Raw genomic sequence first — 15,767 nt, forward strand, 5'->3', positions numbered from 1 at the left:
TGCGACAGGCATGGCCGAGACCTATCCAAGACCCCGATTTGGCGCCCCGCGCGAGCCGAAAACCCGTGTCGATCCAGGCAGCAGACTGGTGCGCGTGCTTGATTTCGTCAGCTCCGGCCATGCCCGCGCAGTCGCGTTCCTGACGATTTGCGGGTTCCTATTCTTCCTGCCGGGCTTCTTCACCATCCCGCCGATCGACCGCGACGAAGCGCGCTTCGCGCAGGCGACCAAGCAGATGGTCGAGACCGGCGATTTCGTCGACATCCGGTTCCAGGACGAGGTCCGCTACAAGAAGCCGGTCGGCATCTACTGGATGCAGGCGTCTGTGGTCGAGATCGCCGATGCGCTCGGGCTGCAGAACGCCGAAGTCCGCATCTGGCTCTATCGGGTGCCATCGCTGATCGGCGCCATTGGTGCAGTGCTGCTGACCTATTGGACCGCGTTGGCCTTCCTGGCGCGGCGCGGCGCCGTGCTGGCTGCGTTGATCATGTGCAGTTCGGTCTTGCTCAACGTCGAGGCCCGGCTCGCCAAGACCGATGCGATGCTGTTGCTGACCGTCATCGCCGTGATGGGCGCGATGGCGCGGATTTACCTGGCGTGGCAGCGCGGCGAGGAGGCCGACAAGTCGCGCTGGCAGGAGCCGGCGGTGTTCTGGACGGCCATGGCGATCAGCATTCTGGTCAAGGGCCCGCTGATCCTGATGTTCGTCGGGCTGACGATCATTGCGCTGGCGATCATGGATCGCTCGGTCGCATGGCTGTGGCGATTACGGCCGCTGGTCGGCGTCATCTGGATGCTGTTGCTGGTGCTGCCGTGGTTCGTCGCGATCTTCCTGAAGTCGGGGCAAGCGTTCTTCTCCAATTCGCTCGGTGGCGACATGCTGAGCAAACTGGCTGCACAAGAATCCCACGGCGCGCCTCCGGGCATGTATTTCCTGCTGTTCTGGATTACCTTCTGGCCCGGGGCACCGCTGGCCGGTATGGCCACGCCGGCGATCTGGCGCGCGCGCCGCGAGCCCGGCGCACAATATCTGCTGGCCTGGCTGATCCCATCCTGGATCGTGTTCGAAGTCGTGATGACCAAGCTGCCGCATTACGTGCTGCCGCTCTATCCGGCGATCGCCATCCTCGTCATCGGCGCGCTTGAACGCCAGGTGCTGGCGCGCAATTGGCTGGCGCGCGGCGCGGCTTGGTGGTTCGCGATCCCGGCGCTAACCGCTGTGGTCGCCGAGATCGGTGCCGTCGCGATCGTCCGCCACCCGGTGTTTCTGGCCTGGCCATTTGCCGCCGCAGCACTGGTGTTCGGCCTGTTTGCCTGGTGGCTGTATGATAACGCCCGCGCAGAACGCTCGTTGCTGAATGCGGTTGTGGCCTCATTGTTCATGAGCGCCGCCTTTTATGGCGTGCTGCTGCCGTCGCTCCGACCGCTGTTTCCGAGTGTGCAGATCGCACGTGCGCTGCGTAACGTGGTCTGCGTCGGTCCCAAGGCTGCGGCAGCGGGATATCACGAGCCGAGCCTGGTGTTCATGACCGGCACATCCACACAACTCACTGATGGTGCCGGCGCGGCGGATTTCCTCGGGCAGGGCAGCTGTCGCTTCGCGCTTGTCGAATTGCGTTCAGAACGCCAGTTCGCGATGCGCGCCGAGGCCATCGGCCTGCGCTACAACATGGCAACCCGCATCGACGGCTATAACTTCTCCCAGGGCAAAGCGATTTCGGTGGCGATCTATCGCTCCGAAGGGACCGAGTAATGGTAGCCCCGGACAAATCGCAGCCACAGACCTATCTGTCGCAACTCGTTGCGCTTGTCTGGCAGTCATTCGCACAGCTTGTTCGCGCACCGTCGCATTCGCGGCGTGCCGAAGCTGCTCGTTATTGGGCGCGCCGTTCGCTGGCGCTTGGCGCCGTGACAGCCGTGATCATCATCGCACTGATGTTCATCGTCGATGCCACCGAGATCGGACTGATGCCGGCGCGGGGCACGGCTGGCCTGTGGCCGCTGCGTATCTTCACTGACTTCGGCAAGGACGAATATGTCCTGCTGGCGTTGTTCGCGTTTATGATCGTTCTGGCCCTGCTGGCGCCGCTGCGGCACGGCACGTCGCGCGCCGTACTTGTCAGCTTCGGCACGCGCATTCAGTACATCTTCCTGTCGGTCGCGCTGTCGGTCTTCGTGGCTGAAATCATCAAAGGTATGCTCGGCCGTGGCCGGCCTTTCGTCAGTGGCGCGGCAGACCCCTTTCACTTTTCGCATTTCGCCTGGACGCCGGCCTATGCCAGTTTCCCGTCGGGTCATGCGACCACGAGTTTCGCATTGGCTTTCGCGGTCGCCGCGCTTTGGCCGCGGCTGCGCACGGTGATGATCGTCTACGCCGTCGCCATCTGTGCCAGTCGGCTCGTCCTGCTGGCGCATCATGCCAGTGACGTGGTCGGCGGCGGGCTGGTCGGCTGGATTGGCGCCATGACGGTGCGATACTGGTTTGCGGCCCGGCATCTGGCTTTCACCATCCACCAGGACGGCACGATCGACCCGCTGCCAGGGCCGTCCGCAGGCCATCTCAAAAGGGTTGCCCGCGGGACCGCGGCCCCATAATAAGCGGTCTTCGCCGGGCCGGCTGCGACAAGTTCCCGCAGGACCGCCCTCCAACCATGAGCTCCGATTTGTCCGCTCCCGAAGCTGCCCCTGTCGACGTCTCCATTGTCGTGCCCGTGCGCAACGAGCAGGACAATGTCGCGCCTTTGATCGCTGAAATTACGGCTGCGCTCGACGGCCGCTGGCCCTACGAGATCATCTACGTCAATGACGGCTCCACCGACGCCACGCCGGCACGGCTCGCCGAATTGATGCAAACGCGCGCCAACTTGCGCCGCATCGATCACGCCGCATCATCCGGCCAGTCGGCCGCCGTGCGAACCGGCGTGCGCAACGCCCGCGGCGCCATCGTGGCCACGCTGGACGGCGATGGCCAGAACAATCCGGCATTCCTGCCCAACCTGATTTTGGCCATTCAGGATGGCGGCGGCCGTGTTGGTCTCGCCGCCGGGCAGCGCGTTGGCCGCAAGGATACCGGCTTCAAGAAAGCCCAATCGAAGATCGCCAATGCCGTACGCAATGCGATCCTCAAGGACGGTACCCGTGATACCGGCTGCGGTCTGAAGGCGTTCCGCCGTGATGTGTTCTTGTCGATGCCTTATTTCGATGGTCTGCATCGCTTCCTCCCGGCGCTGGTGCGTCGTGAGGGCTTCGACATCGCCTATGTCGATGTCACCGATCGGCCGCGCCATTCCGGTGTGTCCAATTATGGTTTTTTCGATCGGCTCTGGATCGGCATCATGGATCTCGCTGGCGTCTGGTGGCTGATCCGCCGCAAGCGTACGACGCCGGTCGCAACCGAGTTCAAATAAATGCTGATTCAATACGGTCAGGCGCTTGGCGACTATATCTACGACGTATTCGTCGCGAAGTTCGATTTCTGGCTCGCCTTTGGCTTGATCGCGCAACTGCTGTTTACCGCGCGCTTTCTCGTGCAGTGGATTTCCAGCGAACGCGCCGGACAGAGCGTGGTGCCGATGGCCTTCTGGTTCTTCTCCATGGCCGGCGGGTTCATGACGCTGATCTACGGCATAGCCAAGCGCGAGCCGGTGATCATCCTCGGCCAAGCTTTTGCCACCGTAATCTATGTCCGCAACATCATGCTGATCATCAAGAACCGCGGCAGCGGATCGAAGACGCTCGAGAGCTGAGCGTCTTCGTCTGGCGTCCTCACCGATCAAAGCGCCGCATTGAACGCCGCCAGGCCTCGCTCCAGATCGGCCTTCAGATCATCCACGCTTTCCAGCCCGATATGAAACCGCAGGGCCGGACCGCCGGGTGCCCATGTCGTCGCGCTCCGATAATCCGAGCAGTCGAACGGGATCACGAGGCTCTCGAAGCCGCCCCAGGAATAGCCCATGCCGAACAGCTTGACGGTGTCGAGCAGGGCATCGACGGCCTTTTGCGGCGACGGCTTCAGGATGATGCTGAACAGGCCGGATGCGCCTGTAAAGTCGCGCTTCCAGATGGCGTGGCCTGGATGGCTGGGCAAAGCGGGATGCAGCACCTTCAGCACTTCGGGGCGGGTCTCCAGCCACCGGGCCATCTCCAGCGCCGAGCGCTGATGATGCGCGAGGCGCACCGACATAGTGCGTAGTCCGCGCAGCGCGAGGAAGACGTCGTCCGGGCCGGCACATGTCCCGAGCAGCCTGATGCCTTCGCTGATCAGCGGCCAGGCTGCGTCATTGGCGGAGATGGTGCCGAACATGATGTCCGAGTGGCCGCCGATATATTTGGTCGCCGCCTGGATACTGATATCGACGCCCTGTTCGAGCGAGCGATGATAGAGCGGCGTGGCCCAGGTGTTGTCGTCCAGCACCAGCGCGCCGCGCGCATGCGCAATGCCGGCAATGAGAGGCACATCCGGCATTTCGAAGGATTGTGAGCCCGGCGCTTCGACCAGGACGGCGCGGGTATTCGATTTGAACAGCGCTTCAATGCCGGCGCCGATCAGCGGATCGAAATAGGTGGTCTCGATGCCGTAGCGCGCCAGCATGCCGTTGCAGAAATTGCGTGTCGGCCGATAGGCGCTGTCGCTGACGAGGAGATGATCGCCGGCCTTGAGCACCGAGAGCAGGGCGGTAGAGATCGCGGCGAGGCCCGATGGCACGAGCCCCACGCCGGCACATTTCGGGCCTTCCAGTGCCATCAGCGCTTCCTGCAATGCCTTGGTGGTCGGCGTGCCGTGGCGGCCATACTGAAACTCGCCGCGATGCGCGTGGAGGTCGTCGGCGGTCGGATACAGCACCGTGGAGCCACGCACGACCGGTGGATTGACGAAGCCCCGCTGCGATTTGGTGTCGCGGCCGGCGGTGACGATCACGGTGTCCGTGTTGAGCGAGGTGGTGCCGTGATTATCGTTCGAAGCTGTCATAATGGGGCCGCCGGTCTGCAGGTGTTGCAAGGCCATTGGCATCTGGGTTGCCGAATGGCTGGTTCCGTCACTAAGAGGACACGGCGGATGGCCGTCAACCCCTTGACCCGGCTGGCTGATCGTTCTCTGTTGCGGACCTCGCGATCCCCCGCGGCACGTTGGGGGGCCTGCCGCGAAATCTGCGATTTCCTGCTGATTCGTGCGGTCTTTTTAGATCGTCTCTGCTGTCGTTCGCCTTTCCGGTCGGGCCATTCACGGCTATGGAACTGATCCGTAGGCTCGTCATTCAATTCTTTGCGTCGACCGAGCGTCCTGACGTCCCCAAAGAGGCCTTACATGAAACGCGCAACCTTGATGTTCTCTCTCGCTCTTGCCGCCAGTCTGACCGCGCAAGGCGCATCTGCGCAGACGCTCAAGACCGTGAAGGACCGCGGCATGCTGTCCTGCGGCGTCACCCAGGGCTTGCCGGGTTTCTCGGCGCCGGATGACAAGGGCAACTGGGTGGGTTTCGATGTCGACCTGTGCCGCGGCATTGCGGCGGCGATCTTCAACGATGCCACCAAGGTCAAATATGTGCCGCTCTCGGCGAAGGATCGCTTTACTGCCTTGCAGTCCGGCGAGATCGACGTGCTGTCGCGCAATACGACCTGGACGCTATCGCGCGATACGTCGCTCGGCGTAAACTTCGCCGGCATCAATTACTATGATGGCCAGGGCTTTCTGGTCCGCAAGGCGCTCAAGGTGAATTCGGCGCTCGAACTCAACAGCGCCTCGATCTGCCTGCAGACCGGCACCACCAACGAGCAGAATGTTGCCGACTACTTCAAGGGCAACAACATGAAGTATGAGGTAATCGCGTTCTCGACCGCCGACGAAACCATTAAGGCCTATGAGTCGGGCCGCTGCGACGTCTTCACGGCTGATCTCTCGCAACTTTATGCAGAACGCCTGAAGCTCACAGTGCCTGCAGATCATGCCGTGCTCCCTGAGGTGATTTCCAAGGAGCCGCTTGGCCCATTGGTGCGTCACGGCGACGATCAGTGGCTCGATGTGGTGCGCTGGACGCTGTTCGCGATGGTCAATGCCGAAGAGCTCGGGATTACCCAGAAGAACGTCGATGACCAGGCAAAATCCGACAAGCCGGAGCTGAAGCGCATCTTCGGCACCGACGGCAATCTCGGTGAAACACTGGGCCTCACCAAGGACTGGTTCGCGCGCATCATCAAGGCGACCGGCAATTACGGCGAGGTGTTCGACCGCAATGTCGGCGCAGGCTCCAAGCTCGGGATCTCGCGCGGACTGAACCAGCTCTGGAACAAGGGTGGCATCCAATACGCGCCGCCGATCCGCTGAGCGCATCATCATCATCGCCCGTGGCGACATCGACCGAAGCCAGAAAACCGCCGCTGCAACTCGTTGCAAAACTGCGACGTCTGCTGGGCGGGCAGGCGGGCTGGAGCGGCTTTGTGCTCCAGGTCGTGTTCGTCGCAGCCCTTGTCTGGATCGGCTATGAGATCGTCGAGAATGCACGCTCCAACCTGGCCGCGCAGAAGATCGCATCCGGCTTCGGATTCCTATCAAATACCGCGGGCTTTGCGGTCAGTCAGGCGCTGATCCCGTATTCGGAATCGGACACCTATCTGCAGGTGTTTTTCGTCGGCCTCGTCAACACACTCGTCGTGTCGCTGATCGGCATATTCTTTGCGACCATCATCGGATTCATCGTCGGCCTCGGCCGGATGTCGCCGAACTGGCTGCTGGCGCGGATCGCAGGCGGCTATGTCGAACTGATCCGTAACCTGCCGCTGCTGTTCCAGATCCTCTTCTGGTATCTCGCCGTGCTCGCCACTCTGCCGCAGCCGCGGCAGAGTATCTCGTTGCTGGACAGTTTCTTTCTTAGCAATCGCGGCTTTGGATTGCCGAAGCCGATCGGGACGGAGGCTTTCACGGCGTTCGCGGTCGCTGTGATCGTTGCGATCATCGCCGCGGTGGTCTTGCGCATTTATGCGCGACACCAGCTCTTCGCCAATGGGCGTGTAGTAGCCGTCTGGCCGATGACCTTGGGCTTGCTGGTCGGCTTGCCACTTCTGACGGCGCTCGTGCTCGGCAAGCCCGTGACATTCGAGTATCCGGTATTGAGAGGTTTTAATTTTTCGGGCGGCCTGCGTGTGCTGCCGGAATTCGTCGCGCTGACACTGGCGCTCTCGACCTACACCGCCGCCTTCATCGCCGAGATCGTTCGCGCGGGAGTCCAGTCGGTGCACAAGGGACAGAGCGAGGCGGGCGCATCGCTCGGGCTTAGCCGGGGTGCAACGCTCCGACTGATCGTGGTGCCGCAGGCGATGCGCGTGATCCTGCCGCCACTCACCAATCAGTATCTCAACCTCACCAAGAATTCGTCGCTGGCTGTTGCCATCGGCTATCCCGATCTGGTCTCGGTCTTTGCCGGGACGACCATGAGCCAGACCGGGCAGGCCATCGAGATCATCGCCATCACCATGGCGGTCTATCTCGTGATCTCGCTGATCACGAGCGCCATCATGAGCCTCTATGGCTGGCGGATCTCGCGGAGCATGAGTGCATGAGCGACACCAGCTTCATTGCAAAAGAACTGGTTGCAGAGCGCGCCGCACCCGTGCACAGCACGGGTTTCATCGGCTTTGTGCAGACACGGTTGCTGAATTCACCGACCAATATTCTGCTGACTGTCGTCAGTCTGTTGTTGCTGTGGTTCACCATTGCCCCCACGGTCAAATTCCTGCTGATCGACGCCGTCTGGCAGGGGCAGGACCGCACGGCGTGTCTGCCGGAAAACGTTGGCCGCGCCGTTGGCGCCTGCTGGCCATTCGTGCAGGCCAAGTTCACACAATTTATCTACGGCTTCTATCCGGAGCCGGAACGCTGGCGCGTCAATCTCACTTTCCTGCTCGGCGCGCTATTGCTGTTGCCGCTGCTGATCCCGCGTCTGCCCGCGAAGAGCGTGAATGCCGGACTGTTCTTCCTTGCCTTCCCTGTCGTGGCGTTCTTCCTGCTGTATGGCGGTGGCATCAATGGCTTCGGAATCAGTTGGGCCGCGGATTTTCTGTCGACCGTCGCGGTCCACATCACGGATGTGGGTCACCGGCTCAGGGGCATGGGCCTTCTGTCCGATATTGCTGTCTTTGGTGATCTGCTCAGGTTGATCGGCAACGGCATCGTGACATTCGGTGACGGCCTGCAACTCGTCGCGCTGCCGTTCGAATGGTTGCGCAACGAAGGCGTCAATCATGGCAAACCTGTCTGGTTCGAACTGACGACAACCGCCATCATTGCCTCGCTACTTATCTTCTTGTTGAACGGCCACTTCCGCAGCGGCTGGCGTGCGCTGGCCAACAGTATCTCCGTCTTCGCTGGCATCGCCGTCGTCATCGCCCTGCTGCGGCTTGATCATGGCGGATTGCCGATCGTCGATACGCGGCTCTGGGGGGGATTGCTGGTGACGCTGGTGGTTTCGATCACCGGCATCGTGACGTCGATGCCCGTTGGTATCGCGCTGGCGCTCGGCCGACGCTCGACCATCCCGCTGATCCGGCTGTTCTCGATTGCTTTCATCGAATTCTGGCGCGGCGTGCCGCTGATCACCGTATTGTTCTTTGCCACTTACATGCTGCCGCTGTTCCTGCCTGGCAATTTCACTGTCGATGGCCTGGTGCGTGCGCTGATCGGCATAGCGCTATTCGCTGGTGCCTATAATGCCGAGGTGATCCGCGGCGGACTGCAGGCAATCCCGCGCGGGCAGGCGGAGGCGGCGAGTGCGCTGGGCCTGTCCTGGTGGAAGACGACGCGGCTGGTGGTGATGCCGCAGGCGCTGCGCCATGTTATTCCCGGCCTCGTCAATAGCTTCATCGCGCTTTTGAAGGATACGTCACTGGTGTCGATCGTGGCGCTGTTCGATTTGCTCGGCCAGCTCCGCGCGGCGTTCGCAGATCCGAATTGGTCGACGCCGACGACCCTGTTCACCGGTTTTGCCTTTACCGGCATCATGTATTTCGTGATGTGCTTCGGCATCTCGCGCTATTCGTTGTTCGTCGAGCGTCGGCTGAATGCGCATCGGCGGAGTTGAGGTGATATGTCCGTATCCGTAAATCCCATCGTCTCGATTGCCGGCCTCAACAAATGGTTCGGCGATTTCCACGTGCTGCGCGACATCGATCTTGCGGTCGGCCGCAGCGAGCGCATCGTGATCTGCGGGCCGTCGGGCTCGGGCAAATCGACGCTGATCCGCTGCATCAATGCGCTGGAGGAGTTTCAGGAAGGCCGCATCACGGTCGACGGCATCGAACTCGGTCCCAACCTGCGCCGCGTCGACGATATCAGGCGTGATGTCGGGATGGTGTTCCAGAGCTTCAACCTGTTTCCGCATCTGACGGTGCTTGAGAACTGCACACTGGCGCCGATCTGGGTACGGCATATGCCGAAGAAGGACGCCGATGCTGCGGCGATGAAGTATCTGGAGCGGGTGCGCATTCCGGACAAGGCCAGTGCCTATCCCGGTCAGCTCTCCGGCGGGCAGCAGCAGCGTGTGGCGATCGCGCGAGCGCTGACGATGAATCCCAAGGTGATGCTGTTCGACGAGCCGACCTCGGCTCTCGATCCGGAGATGGTGAAAGAGGTGCTCGACACCATGGTCGATCTTGCCAATGAGGGCATGACCATGCTGGTCGTCACCCACGAGATGGGCTTTGCCAGGGAAGTCGCCAGCCGCGTCGTGTTCATGGATGCCGGACAGATCATCGAGGCGAATACACCGGACAAGTTCTTCGCCAATCCGCAGCATGCGCGGACGAAGCTGTTCCTGAGCCAGATTCTCCGCTGAGGCGTTGCGCCTCAGACTTTCTCGAACGGCACTAAGATATCGCTCTTCGTCTCCAGCCATGCCGGCACCGGCAGGTTCTTGCTGCGCATGAAGTCGGGGTTGAACAGCTTCGACTGATAGCGGCCGCCGGAGTCGCAGAGAAGGGTGACGATGGTCTTGCCCGGGCCCAACTCCTTCGCGAGATGGATCGCGCCGGCGATGTTGATGCCGGTCGAGCCGCCGAGGCAGAGGCCTTCGTGCTGCAGCAGGTCATAGATGACGGCGACGGCTTCCTCGTCAGGGATCAGGAAGGCGGTATCGACCTTCGCGGTCTCAATGACCGGCGTCACGCGGCCGATCCCGATGCCTTCCGTGATGGAATCGCCGGGCGTGGATTTGGCTTCGCCATGCTTGAACCAGTTATACATCGCAAAGCCATTTGGATCGGCGCAGGCCGTAACGATGTTGTTGTTCTTTTCCTTCAGGTAGCGGGTCGTGCCGGCCAGCGTACCGCCGGTGCCGACCGCCGAGATGAAGCCGTCCACCTTGCCGCCAGTCTGCTCCCAGATCTCCGGGCCCGTCGATTCGTAATGGGCTTTGGCGTTGTCGAGATTGTTCCACTGATCGGCAAACAGAACGCCGTTCGGCTCAGTCTTGCGCAGCTGATCTGCGAGCCGTCGTCCGACATGCTGATAGTTGTTCGGATTGGCGAATGGCAGCGCCGGCACTTCGATCAGTTCGGCGCCGTTGAGCCGCAGCATATCTTTCTTTTCCTGGCTCTGCGTCTCCGGGATCACGATCAGCGTGCGATATCCACGCGCGCTCGCCACCACGGCGAGACCGATACCTGTATTGCCCGCAGTCGACTCGACAATGAGACCGCCGGGCTTCAGATCACCGCGCTTCTCGGCTTCGAGGATCATCCATTTGCCGGCGCGGTCCTTCACCGACTGGCCGGGATTCATGAACTCGGCCTTGCCGAGAATGGTGCAGCCAGTCAGTTCGGATGCGCGCTTCAGCTTGATCAGAGGCGTGTTGCCGATCGCCTCGACGACGTCTTTGTTGAAGGTCATGGTGCTGAAATTCTTCGCTCGGGTTGTCGATCTCGCGGCGACCCTAGTGGAGGCCGCCGGGCCAGACAAGGGAAGGGTCTGGCCTCAAGATCTGGTGCCGCAGTGCGGAAAGTCCAGAGCGCGGGCTATGGGGCTTTTGCGAATACGACCTGGCGAACGTCGATATTCCCCGACAGGAAACCGGCCTCGCAATAGGCCAGGTAGTATTCCCAGAGCCGCCGGAACCGGTCGTCGAAACCGAGCGGCGTCAGGCTTGGCCAGGCCGCGCGGAAACTATCTCTCCAGGTCGCCAGCGTCTTGGCATAATCCAGTCCGAATATGCGTTCCTTGATGACAGGAACGCCGTATCTGGCCCCGAGGGATTTCAGGATTTCCGGCGACGGCAGCATGCCGCCGGGAAAGACGTAGCGCTGAATGAAGTCGACCTCGCGCCGATAGGTCTGGAAGAACTTGTCTTGGATCGTGATGGCCTGGATACCGATCAATCCGCCGGGCAGCAGCCGGTCGCGCAATTGTGAGAAATACTGCGGCCAGAACTGTTCGCCAACGGCCTCGATCATCTCGATCGAAGCGATGCGGTCATACTGTCCACGTTCGTCGCGATAGTCCTGAAACTTGATCTCGACCTTGTCGCCAAGGCCCGCGTCCTGCATCCGCTTACGTGCGAAATCGCGCTGTTCGGTCGAGATGGTGAGACCGGTGACATGTGCGCCGTAGTTCTTCGCGGCATATTCGGCAAAGCCACCCCAGCCGCAGCCGATCTCCAACACCTTCTGGCCGGGCTTCAGATCGATTGCTTCTGCAAGCCGGCGATATTTATTGTTTTGCGCGGCCGTGAGATCCTGCGTACCGTCTTCGAAAATCGCGGACGAATAGGTCATGCTCGGATCGAGCCACGCAGAATAGAACGCGTTGCCGATGTCGTAGTGCGCGTAGATGTTCTTGCGAGCTTGCCGCTTGGTGTTGCGATTGAACCAGTGACGAACGATCTGGACGAAGCGCATCAGCGGATTGTTGCCGAGCATCACCTGAATGAGATCGTGATTGACGCAGAACAGATACAGGAATTGCGTGAGATCCGGCGTGTCCCATTCGCGGTGTAGATAGGCTTCCGCGATGCCGATATCGCCGCCATTCACAAGACGCGACGCGAACGCATAGCTGGTGATCGTCATCTCCGCGGCAGGACCAGGTTCCATGCCGCCGAGGCGGACACGCCGGCCATCGGGAAGTGTCACGTCGAGCGTGCCGCGGCGCAGACGTGAGCCGAAGCCCAATGCCAGCCGGACGATGCGCGGCAGATCGGGCAGCGCCGTGTCGACATTTTCCGGAGTGAGAACGATCAGATCAGACATGTGCAGATCCAGGGGAGTTCGTGGTTCTGTGCCCGAATTCAAGTCGCATGGAAGGATGTGGCCGCCGCTCTTTTGTCGAACAGGATCGTCTTTGTGCGCTGCGAAATTCTGTCAACGCGCGGACGATTTTGCAGGAGTATAAGCGCGGCCTTGTTTGCTCGCCAAGCGGGTATTTCTTGCATGGTTTGCTTCACGCGGCACGATTGACGTCGAACGGCGGTGGCATCCGCTCCGCATCGTCAAGCCGATCATGATCGACCAACAGCTCTTCACGCGGCAACTGAAGCGATGGCCCATGGGAGCCGCGCATACATCACATCCCGGCGGGTTTCAAAACGCTGCCGGTGCACAGGGGAACGCAATCCGGGCGTCAGCAACAAATGAACACATGAAATCTTCGTAAGCCTGACCTGCCGGCGCTTCTGTTAGGGACCAAAAAACCCCACAAAATCGGGAGAATCTGTGCAAATCCACTCATTTGTGGGCATCTAGCATTCGTGTCGCTTGCACGTTGCGACACGTAAGAACACTGTCCGCAGGATGATTGGGCCGCTAGAATGCGGGCTCGCTTCATTGACAAGCATCACCCGGTGAACGTGTCTCAGGCTGCATACTCCAACGCCCCGAATCTCGGCGCAAAGCGCGCGCAGCGGAGCCTTGTCCGGATGTTCGTGCGGTGAATCTCGTGTTCGCGAAAAAGATTGGGCGTTCGGTCGTCGCCTTTGCCGTTGTTGCCAGTTCGGCAGGCTGCATTTTGACCAAGGATCTGCCTGATCCGGCCCTCGATATTCCCGCGGGCTATAAGGCGGCACGGCTGGCCAATCCGAACGGCGCCACGCCGACGTTGGACTGGTGGCGCGGCTTTCGCTCCAAGGAACTGACGCAGCTGATGGAGGAGGCCCAGACGGTCAACCTCGATATCGCTGCGGCCACATCGCGAATCATGCAGGCCGATGCGCAGGCACGAATCACCGGCGCAGCGCTGCTGCCCAGCGTGAGCGGCGGCGGGCAGGAGACCTATTCGCGGACCTCGGGCTCAAGCTCTAGCGGCCTGACCAATGGCGGCCGCGAGGTGGTGACCTATTCGGCCTCGCTCTCGGCCAGCTACGAGATCGATTTCTGGGGCAAGAACCGCGACGCGGCGCTGGCTGCGGAAGAAACCTCGACGGCCAATCGTTTCGACCGCGACGTGGTGGCGCTGACCACTATGGCGGCGGTCGCCAATGCCTATTTCCAGGTGCTGACATCGCAGGACCGCATTCGCACGGCGGAGCGCAACATCGCCAGCGCGCAGCGTATCCTTGATGCGATCAAACAGCGCTTCAGTGCCGGCACCGGCACCGATCTCGATGTCGCGCAGCAGGAAAGCGTGCTGGCCAATCAGCGCGCTGCGGTGCCGCCGCTGCGGACCACGCTGGCGCAGAACGTCAATGCGCTCGCGACGCTAGTGTCCCGCCCCCCTGAAAGCGTGCGCGTGGCCGGCGGGTCGCTGAACAATATCGCAGCCCCGCGCGTCACGCCCGGCCTGCCGTCAGAGCTGTTAACCCAGCGGCCGGATATCCGCCGGCAGGAGGCGCAATTGGCCTCGGCCACGGCCAATGTCGGCAGCGCCCGGGCGCAGTTCTTTCCGAGTATCCAGTTGACCGGCTCGGGCGGTTATCAGAGCGCAGCGCTGGCCTCGCTGTTCCAACCCAATGCCGCCTTCTTCAGCCTCGTCGGCGGCCTGACACAGCCGATCTTCGATGGCGGGCGGATCCAGGGCAATTTCGAGCTGACCCAGGCACGGCAGGACGAGCTCCTGCAGACCTATCGCAAGACGGTCGTGCAGTCCTTTGCCGACGTGGACAACGCGCTGGTCGCGATCCGCCAGACCACAGAGCGGCTGCGGCTGCAGCGCGAGGTGGTCCGGGCGTCAAAGCGGGCCTTCGAACTGTCCGAGCAGCAATTGCGGGCTGGAACCGCTGACATCGTAACTGTGCTAAACACCCAGCTGACGCTGTTCCAAGCGGAAGATGTTCTGTCGCAGGCGCAACTGGCGCGGCTGCAGGCGATCGTCAGCCTCTATCAGGCGCTGGGGGGCGGCTGGGAGCCGAAAATGGAAAGACCGGTCAATGCTCTTTAAGCCGGAGTTGAAAGAGGCCGCGAAAGCGACGGGCGATGGTGTCGCCAAGGTCGCCGGCAAGGCGCGCCGCCGTACTGTGTCGATCGCCGTGACGCTGCTGATCCTCGGCGGGCTCGGCTATATCGGCTGGAACGCCTTCCAGCAGCGTCAGACCGCCAACCGCGGCGGTTTCCGGCCGGACATGATGACGGTGCCGGTGCTCGCGGCGACGCCGAAGATCCAGGACGTGCCGGTCTATCTCGATGGCGTCGGCTCGGTGAAGGCCTTGAACAATGTCACCGTGCGCGCACAGGTCGACGGCAAACTGATCAAGGTCAATTTCAAGGAAGGCCAGGACGTCAAGGCGGGCGATGTGCTCGGCGAGATTGACCCGGTCCTCTACAAGGCGCTGTACGATCAGGCTGTTGCCAAGAAGGCGCAGGACGAAGCGACGCTGGCCAATGCGCGGCTCGACCTGATCCGTTACCAGCAGCTTGCAACGTCAAACGCCGGTTCCAAGCAGCAGGCCGACACCCAGAAGTCTCTCGTTGCCCAGCAGGAGGCGCTGGTGAATGCCGATCAGGCTGCCATCGACAATGCCGCCGCAACGCTGAGCTACACCAAGATCATCGCGCCGCTCTCTGGCCGGGCCGGCCTGCGTCAGGTCGACCAGGGCAACATCATCCACGCCTCCGACACCACGGGCCTCGTGGTGATCACGCAGCTGCAGCCCATCGCTGTGCTGTTCAGCCTGCCGCAGCAGCAGATCGTCCGCGCCAATGCCGCTGCTGCCAAGGGCACGCTGATGGTCGACGTGTTCGGCAATGACGGCGTCACCGTCATCGACACCGGTACGCTCACCGGCATCGACAATCAGGTCGATACCACCACCGGCACAGTGAAGCTGAAGGCCGAATTCCCGAACCCGAATTATCAGCTCTGGCCCGGTCAGTTCGTCAATGTCCGGCTGAAAGTCGAGACCCTGAAGGATGCGATGGTGGTGCCGACCTCGGCTGTGCAGCGCGGTCCCGCCGGTACGTTCAGTTACGTGATCGAGGAGGGCGACATCGTCAAGGCGGTGCCGGTCACCGTGACGCAGCAGAACGAGACTACGGCCGTCATCGCCAAGGGCCTGTCGGCGACCGAGCGTGTTGTCACCACGGGTTTTGCCAATCTCGCAGAAGGATCGAAGGTGTCTGTCGGCACCAACGATCAGGAGCCGACCGCCGACTTGGCACCCCGCAAGCGTGGCGGGGGCAAGGGCAATGATGCTGGCGAGCGTCGTGGCAAGCGCGGCCAGAATTCAGGTGGTGCGGGTGGCCAAGGCAATCCGCAGGCGCCGATTGGCCAGACGCCGCCTCCAGCCGGACCGAGCGCCGCGCCATCGGGAGCGAAGTAGCCATGATGTTCGCACGATCGATCGCTTGAGTTGATG

General features: G+C 61.8%; 13 protein-coding genes. 10 read left to right on the top strand and 3 right to left on the bottom strand.

The annotated features are described in order from the left end of the window. The first annotated feature begins 10 nt into the window (after nt 1-10). From LPB73_RS11580 to LPB73_RS11595, 4 genes are read left to right on the top strand one after another with little or no spacing between them, the layout of a single operon-like run. A complete protein-coding gene (locus tag LPB73_RS11580) occupies nt 11-1,753 on the top strand; it encodes an ArnT family glycosyltransferase (RefSeq protein ID WP_184516726.1) in 1,743 nt (580 codons plus the stop codon). Beyond that, nucleotides 1,753-2,595 (top strand): phosphatase PAP2 family protein, encoded by an 843-nt coding sequence (locus LPB73_RS11585; protein ID WP_175368988.1) that lies wholly within the window; start codon nt 1,753-1,755, stop codon nt 2,593-2,595. The genes LPB73_RS11580 and LPB73_RS11585 overlap by 1 nt, the downstream gene beginning before the upstream one ends. Before the next feature lie 56 nt (nt 2,596-2,651). Then, entirely contained in the window at nt 2,652-3,407 is a 756-nt protein-coding gene (locus LPB73_RS11590; RefSeq protein WP_120289651.1) for a glycosyltransferase family 2 protein, read from the top strand. Beyond that, entirely contained in the window at nt 3,408-3,746 is a 339-nt protein-coding gene (locus tag LPB73_RS11595) for a lipid-A-disaccharide synthase N-terminal domain-containing protein (protein ID WP_089264280.1), read from the top strand. A gap of 26 nt (nt 3,747-3,772) precedes the next feature. Here the strand turns inward: LPB73_RS11595 and metC are convergent, their stop codons facing one another. Then, the gene (metC, locus tag LPB73_RS11600) at nt 3,773-4,969 is read right to left on the bottom strand and encodes a cystathionine beta-lyase (RefSeq protein ID WP_231080654.1); all 1,197 of its coding nucleotides are present in this window, start codon (nt 4,967-4,969) and stop codon (nt 3,773-3,775) included. Between the two features lie 336 nt (nt 4,970-5,305). Here metC and LPB73_RS11605 point away from each other — a divergent pair, with 336 nt between their 5' ends. Genes LPB73_RS11605 through LPB73_RS11620 form a run of 4 tightly spaced genes read left to right on the top strand, consistent with a single transcriptional unit; the run spans nt 5,306 to nt 9,824 of the window. Then, on the top strand, nt 5,306-6,322 hold the full coding sequence (locus LPB73_RS11605) for an amino acid ABC transporter substrate-binding protein (RefSeq protein ID WP_093758538.1): 1,017 nt from the start codon (nt 5,306-5,308) through the stop codon (nt 6,320-6,322). A gap of 20 nt (nt 6,323-6,342) precedes the next feature. Continuing rightward, entirely contained in the window at nt 6,343-7,554 is a 1,212-nt protein-coding gene (locus LPB73_RS11610; protein ID WP_231080655.1) for an amino acid ABC transporter permease, read from the top strand. After that, nucleotides 7,551-9,071, top strand: coding sequence for an amino acid ABC transporter permease (locus LPB73_RS11615; RefSeq protein WP_231080656.1), 1,521 nt, complete (start codon nt 7,551-7,553; stop codon nt 9,069-9,071). The genes LPB73_RS11610 and LPB73_RS11615 overlap by 4 nt, the downstream gene beginning before the upstream one ends. A 6-nt stretch (nt 9,072-9,077) precedes the next feature. Beyond that, nucleotides 9,078-9,824: an amino acid ABC transporter ATP-binding protein gene (locus LPB73_RS11620; protein WP_305801704.1), complete on the top strand. Its 747-nt coding sequence runs from the start codon at nt 9,078-9,080 to the stop codon at nt 9,822-9,824. 11 nt (nt 9,825-9,835) lie between these two features. On the opposite strand, the gene LPB73_RS11625 is transcribed toward LPB73_RS11620, so the two are convergent. Both LPB73_RS11625 and LPB73_RS11630 read right to left on the bottom strand, forming a co-directional pair. Beyond that, entirely contained in the window at nt 9,836-10,876 is a 1,041-nt protein-coding gene (locus tag LPB73_RS11625; RefSeq protein ID WP_231080657.1) for a cysteine synthase A, read from the bottom strand. Nucleotides 10,877-11,001: 125 nt separating this feature from the next. Next, nucleotides 11,002-12,231 carry an SAM-dependent methyltransferase gene (locus LPB73_RS11630; protein ID WP_231080658.1) on the bottom strand — a complete coding sequence of 410 codons (1,230 nt, stop codon included), beginning with the start codon at nt 12,229-12,231 and terminating at the stop codon, nt 11,002-11,004. A 685-nt stretch (nt 12,232-12,916) separates the two neighbouring features. Between LPB73_RS11630 and LPB73_RS11635 the strand changes: the two genes are divergently transcribed. Together LPB73_RS11635 and LPB73_RS11640 are read left to right on the top strand one after the other, a co-directional pair. Next, nucleotides 12,917-14,353, top strand: a complete 1,437-nt coding sequence (locus LPB73_RS11635; protein WP_414716908.1) for an efflux transporter outer membrane subunit — start codon at nt 12,917-12,919, stop codon at nt 14,351-14,353. Further along, nucleotides 14,343-15,731 (top strand): efflux RND transporter periplasmic adaptor subunit, encoded by a 1,389-nt coding sequence (locus tag LPB73_RS11640; RefSeq protein ID WP_231080659.1) that lies wholly within the window; start codon nt 14,343-14,345, stop codon nt 15,729-15,731. Before LPB73_RS11635 ends, LPB73_RS11640 begins: the two co-directional genes overlap by 11 nt. Nucleotides 15,732-15,767: the final 36 nt, after the last annotated feature.

The sequence above is a fragment of the Tardiphaga sp. 37S4 genome (assembly GCF_021044645.1).
Classification (GTDB): domain Bacteria; phylum Pseudomonadota; class Alphaproteobacteria; order Rhizobiales; family Xanthobacteraceae; genus Tardiphaga; species Tardiphaga robiniae.

Bases quoted from the DNA above. Each gene is read 5' to 3' on its own strand.
- LPB73_RS11580 (WP_184516726.1), top strand. From the start codon at position 11: ATGGCCGAGACCTATCCAAGACCCCGATTTGGCGCCCCGCGCGAGCCG.
- LPB73_RS11585 (WP_175368988.1), top strand. From the start codon at position 1,753: ATGGTAGCCCCGGACAAATCGCAGCCACAGACCTATCTGTCGCAACTC.
- LPB73_RS11590 (WP_120289651.1), top strand. From the start codon at position 2,652: ATGAGCTCCGATTTGTCCGCTCCCGAAGCTGCCCCTGTCGACGTCTCC.
- LPB73_RS11595 (WP_089264280.1), top strand. From the start codon at position 3,408: ATGCTGATTCAATACGGTCAGGCGCTTGGCGACTATATCTACGACGTA.
- metC (WP_231080654.1), bottom strand. From the start codon at position 4,969: ATGACAGCTTCGAACGATAATCACGGCACCACCTCGCTCAACACGGAC.
- LPB73_RS11605 (WP_093758538.1), top strand. From the start codon at position 5,306: ATGAAACGCGCAACCTTGATGTTCTCTCTCGCTCTTGCCGCCAGTCTG.
- LPB73_RS11615 (WP_231080656.1), top strand. From the start codon at position 7,551: ATGAGCGACACCAGCTTCATTGCAAAAGAACTGGTTGCAGAGCGCGCC.
- LPB73_RS11620 (WP_305801704.1), top strand. From the start codon at position 9,078: ATGTCCGTATCCGTAAATCCCATCGTCTCGATTGCCGGCCTCAACAAA.
- LPB73_RS11625 (WP_231080657.1), bottom strand. From the start codon at position 10,876: ATGACCTTCAACAAAGACGTCGTCGAGGCGATCGGCAACACGCCTCTG.
- LPB73_RS11630 (WP_231080658.1), bottom strand. From the start codon at position 12,231: ATGTCTGATCTGATCGTTCTCACTCCGGAAAATGTCGACACGGCGCTG.
- LPB73_RS11640 (WP_231080659.1), top strand. From the start codon at position 14,343: ATGCTCTTTAAGCCGGAGTTGAAAGAGGCCGCGAAAGCGACGGGCGAT.